The 4,251-nt window shown below is 40.2% G+C and carries 3 protein-coding genes and 2 tRNA genes; all 5 read right to left on the minus strand.

Going from position 1 to position 4,251, the window contains the following annotated elements; all coding sequences use genetic code 11:
- Positions 1–80 precede the first annotated feature (80 nt).
- Positions 81–2,330 carry a TonB-dependent receptor domain-containing protein gene (locus B879_RS20260; protein ID WP_009187099.1) on the minus strand — a complete coding sequence of 750 codons (2,250 nt, stop codon included), beginning with the start codon at positions 2,328–2,330 and terminating at the stop codon, positions 81–83.
- Between the two features lie 141 nt (positions 2,331–2,471).
- A tRNA-Leu gene (locus B879_RS20265) sits at positions 2,472–2,555 on the minus strand.
- A 62-nt stretch (positions 2,556–2,617) separates the two neighbouring features.
- A tRNA-Gly gene (locus tag B879_RS20270) sits at positions 2,618–2,690 on the minus strand.
- A gap of 143 nt (positions 2,691–2,833) precedes the next feature.
- Entirely contained in the window at positions 2,834–3,634 is an 801-nt protein-coding gene (locus B879_RS20275; protein ID WP_009187100.1) for a LuxR C-terminal-related transcriptional regulator, read from the minus strand.
- Between the two features lie 57 nt (positions 3,635–3,691).
- Positions 3,692–4,251, minus strand: a 560-nt coding sequence (locus B879_RS20280; RefSeq protein WP_040401404.1) for a MutS-related protein, incomplete at its 5' end; no start/stop codon positions are given.

Genomic DNA, 4,251 nt, shown 5'->3' on the forward strand with positions numbered 1-4,251 from the left:
ATGGGTGATTAAGCAATTTTTTGTTCACGGTTTTCTAACCTTAAGGGATAAAGCGAAAGGGGCTTTGTCCCTATTTTTTTTTAATACCTAAACCCTAGCTTCACACCTCCGTACCAATTTCTCCCAGGGGCCGGTTGGAAAAACCTGTTGGCAAAAGCATTCAGATCATTCCCCAAACTGTAAGTTTCGTCCAAAAGGTTTTCAACACCCCCATAAACCTCGAAATCCCAACGACCAGACCATACTGTCATCCAACCCAAACGTCCGCCCAAGAGGTTGTAAGCATCTTGGAAAACCGTATTGGCATCATTCAAAGGAATTTCATCTACGTACTGATGGGTCATATTGAGGTAAATCCCTGCTTTGGTGCGTATATCCACTAAATTGACCAAGGTATTGGGAGATACACCTGTCAATTGATTACCTGAAAAGTCATTCCCCCTACTAGAATAGTCTGCAAACTTAAAATAATGCCCTGTAAAGGCATGGTTAAGCTTTATCTTCTGAATGGCACTTAATTGATTTTTGTACAAACTATAATCAATACTGACTTCTATACCCCTTTGGTCAGTTGCTCCGGCATTCTGAAAAAGCACTACACCTTGATCATTGGTAAAGGTGGTGATGGTTTCGTTAAGTTTAAAGTAGAAAGCTGTAAGATCAACATTGAAGATGCCATAACTTCCCCGGTAACCCATCTCATAATTGGTGCCTCTTTCAGCTTCTAAGTCCAGATTGATGCTGCCCTCATTTGTTCGAACTTCCGCGATGGTCGGGGGTGAAAAGCCGGAACTGATACTGGCATAGATACCGGAATAGGGGCTCAATTTATACACCAAGGCAAGTCTTGGAATTAAAATGGGGTCGAAAGTTCTGGAATTGGCCATAGGATTATTGGGGCCTGCATCAATTTGACGATCTATTTCATACCTGGAGTAGTTATTACTCAATCCCAACGTCATTAGCAATTTGGAAGTCCATTCTATTTCAAGCTGACCAAACAAAAAGGCCTGTGCAGTGATCAGATCGTCGCTGAAACGAATGGTATCAGCTTTTCCCTGCCTATTGCCAAAATTCTGCGCCAGGGTTTTCCCATATTGGTATTCTCCTCCTCCAATCATTTTGACTGGAAAATCCCCCCAAATATCATCATAAGTGAATTTGGTCCTACCTCCGTAGCTAAAAGCTGTTTCCCTTTTATAATCAAGAATAAAGGGGTTTTCAAATTCAGTAGTATTGGCATAAAGCGCTGTATTATTCCTGATTTTTTGGTGAAATTTCAATTCATGGGACAAGGTTCCATACAAGGTCTTTTGAGCAATGGAGCTGTTTTGCCCCACAGATCCAGGCCTGGCCTGTCTTCTATCCTCTTCGACTTGGTCCCTTGTCAATGCGCCTGGAATCTGATAATTTAAATCCGAATACAAAACCTGGGCACTTAGGGTTTGTTTCTCTGATGGCTGCGTATTTAGTGCCAATTGGAAGACTTTTCTGTCCATGGCGCTGTGTTCCCTGTATCCATCAGATTTTTGGTGTACGTAGGAGGCACTAACGCCACCTTTCCCGATTTGCTGATCAAGGCCAATCCTAAACCGATGCAGGCCAAAATCACCCATCGCATATTCTGTAGAAAATCTATTTTCATTAACCTGTTTTCTGCTTTCAAAGCTGATCACACCCCCATTACCGGCACCGTAAATACTCCCTGCAGGTCCTTTGATGACTTCTGAGTTTTGGATATTGGACAAATCCAAAATATTCAATGCCGTAGTGCCATCAGGCGAGGTAAAAGGAATATCATTCCAATAAACCTTGACATTGCGCACACCAAAAGGAGAGCGGAGGGAACTACCCCTTATGGAAATCCTATAACTGGCCGGTGCCCTTTGTTCTATCCGAATACCTGGTTTGGTATTGAAGGCACTAAGGATGGAATTCTCATTGAACCGGTACAATTCATTCTCTAAAACCTTAGATATGGCTCCCGCCTGATGGACCAAGGGTCTTTCTGATTCAAAACCTGTAACCACTACTTCGCCCAAAGATTGGGCAGTTGGATTAAGAAAAACAGTTACCTCTTGCCCGGGGCTTACCTGTATTCCAGTTGCTTCATAAGCAATATGGGAAAAAGAGATAAATGCAGCTTTTGAGAGGGAAAATACCACAGTTCCATTTGCATCAGATACTTTATTTTCCTGACCGGCAATTTTAATCAATACACCGGGTACTGGCTCGTCACTATTTTTATCGAGAAAAACCAATTTGGTTTGAGCAAATAAACTGAAAATATGGAAAACCGATAAGGCTATAAGTAGTATGGGTAATTTCATGCTTTCTAATTTACTGGAAAACTAATAAAAAAGCGGGTTGTTTGAATGTGTTTTTGAACAAGAGGGTAATAGCATTGATGATCAACGGACAAAAAACATGATACAATATAAAAAAAGCCCCGCATTTCTGCGAGGCTTTCGTACCAGGAGCGGGAATCGAACCCGCACGGCCTAATGGCCACAAGATTTTAAGTCTTGCGTGTCTACCAGTTCCACCATCCCGGCTTACTCTATCGCTAGAGAAGTCTTATTTAAACAAGAAAGCCCTTTTTCAAGGGCCTTTTGTGAGCGAGAGACGAGATTCGAACTCGCGACCCCAACCTTGGCAAGGTTGTGCTCTACCAACTGAGCTACTCTCGCTTGTTTAAGAAATCAACGTTGACCTTATGCTTCCGTGATTTGTGTGTGCAAAGGTATATCAGTTTTCTAAAATTGCAAAATGCACTTTCAAATTTTTTCCCGAATCAAAAGAAAAAAATCCTTGAAATTTGAAAGTCAGCGGTTTAATTTATCCCATTTGACATCAATGTTTTTAAAACCTCAGCCGTGTTTTTTGCTTTTAGTTTTTTCATGATGTTTTTCCTATGGGTAAACACTGTATTTCTTGAAATAAATAGTTTATCAGCAATTTCCTGCGAATCAAACCCTTGCACCATCAATGCTGCAATTTCTTTTTCTTTATTGGTCAAAGAAAATCCATTGGACTTGATATCATGCTTTTTGAATACCACTTTTTCTCCATTCTCTTTGGTATAGGAAAAGCTCCAATCATAGCCTGTCAAATGTTCGTGGTTATTAATCTGGAAACCTATATGAAGGTCATAAATAAAATTTCCTTGCTCATCAATCAAATAAGGTTTGGCCTTGGTAAAAAACCAAATTTCTCTACCATCATCTTTGTGTAACCACCTTAGGGTATAAGAAAGCTCAAAGGTTTTCTTTTCTGAAATGCTTGCATGGTTAAAAACTTCCAAAACCTTGTTATTGAAAGATACATGCTCCATCGCATCTTGAGGGTGTAGGGCGGAAATCACTCCTGCCATTCCATGATCTTTAAAAAATTGGGGAGAATAGCCACTGATATCTTCTATGTTCTCGGTAAAAAAGGCCAAACTCAAATCCCTGTAATCAAAGCAACCGATGATGATGCCTTCTTTCATCGCAAGACTTTGACTCATTACCTTCAGGTCTTCCAATAATTCTCTTTCCTCAGGGTAATTGAGGGTCCGTTTGCCTTTCCAATACGAAAAAAAGTCAGAGATTTTATTCTGCTTTTTTAATTCATCTATTAAGCTCAAATCCATAGGGCTATGCCAAAATTACTTTGCAATGGTACAACAATGTAAATAAAAACGAAAAATTCATGATTCTAGTTTCTTTTTTATTTCATTCAATTTGATCAAAGCCTCAATGGGAGAAATGGTATTGATGTCAATTTTTTCAATCATTTCCTGCGTTTCCTTGAATTTTGGGTCAATATCAAAAAGGCTGAGTTGGTAGTTGTTTTTAGGCATTTCCTTCAAATTATTCTTTGAAGCATGTAAGGCCTTGTCCTTTTCCAGGTGACCCATGATTTCTGCTGCCCTGAGCACAACTGGATTGGGCATACCTGCCATTTGTGCCACATGGATACCAAAACTATGTTCACTCCCCCCGGCTTTTAGTTTCCGCATAAAAATCACTTTATTCCCCACTTCTTTCACAGAAACATTGAAGTTTTTGATTTTAGGGAAGTCCTCTGCCAATTGGTTCAATTCATGGTAATGTGTGGCAAAAAGGGTCTTGGCTTTGGATTTGGGATGATTATGAAGAAACTCCACAATAGACCATGCAATAGAGATACCATCATAGGTGGAGGTTCCACGACCTATTTCATCCATCAACACCAGGCTTCTATCAGAAAGGTTATTGAGGATACTGG

The sequence above is a fragment of the Cecembia lonarensis LW9 genome (assembly GCF_000298295.1).
Lineage (GTDB): Bacteria > Bacteroidota > Bacteroidia > Cytophagales > Cyclobacteriaceae > Cecembia > Cecembia lonarensis.

Coding starts and splice junctions, on each gene's coding strand:
- B879_RS20260 (WP_009187099.1), bottom strand. CDS start 2,330: ATGAAATTACCCATACTACTTATAGCCTTATCGGTTTTCCATATTTTC.
- B879_RS20275 (WP_009187100.1), bottom strand. CDS start 3,634: ATGGATTTGAGCTTAATAGATGAATTAAAAAAGCAGAATAAAATCTCT.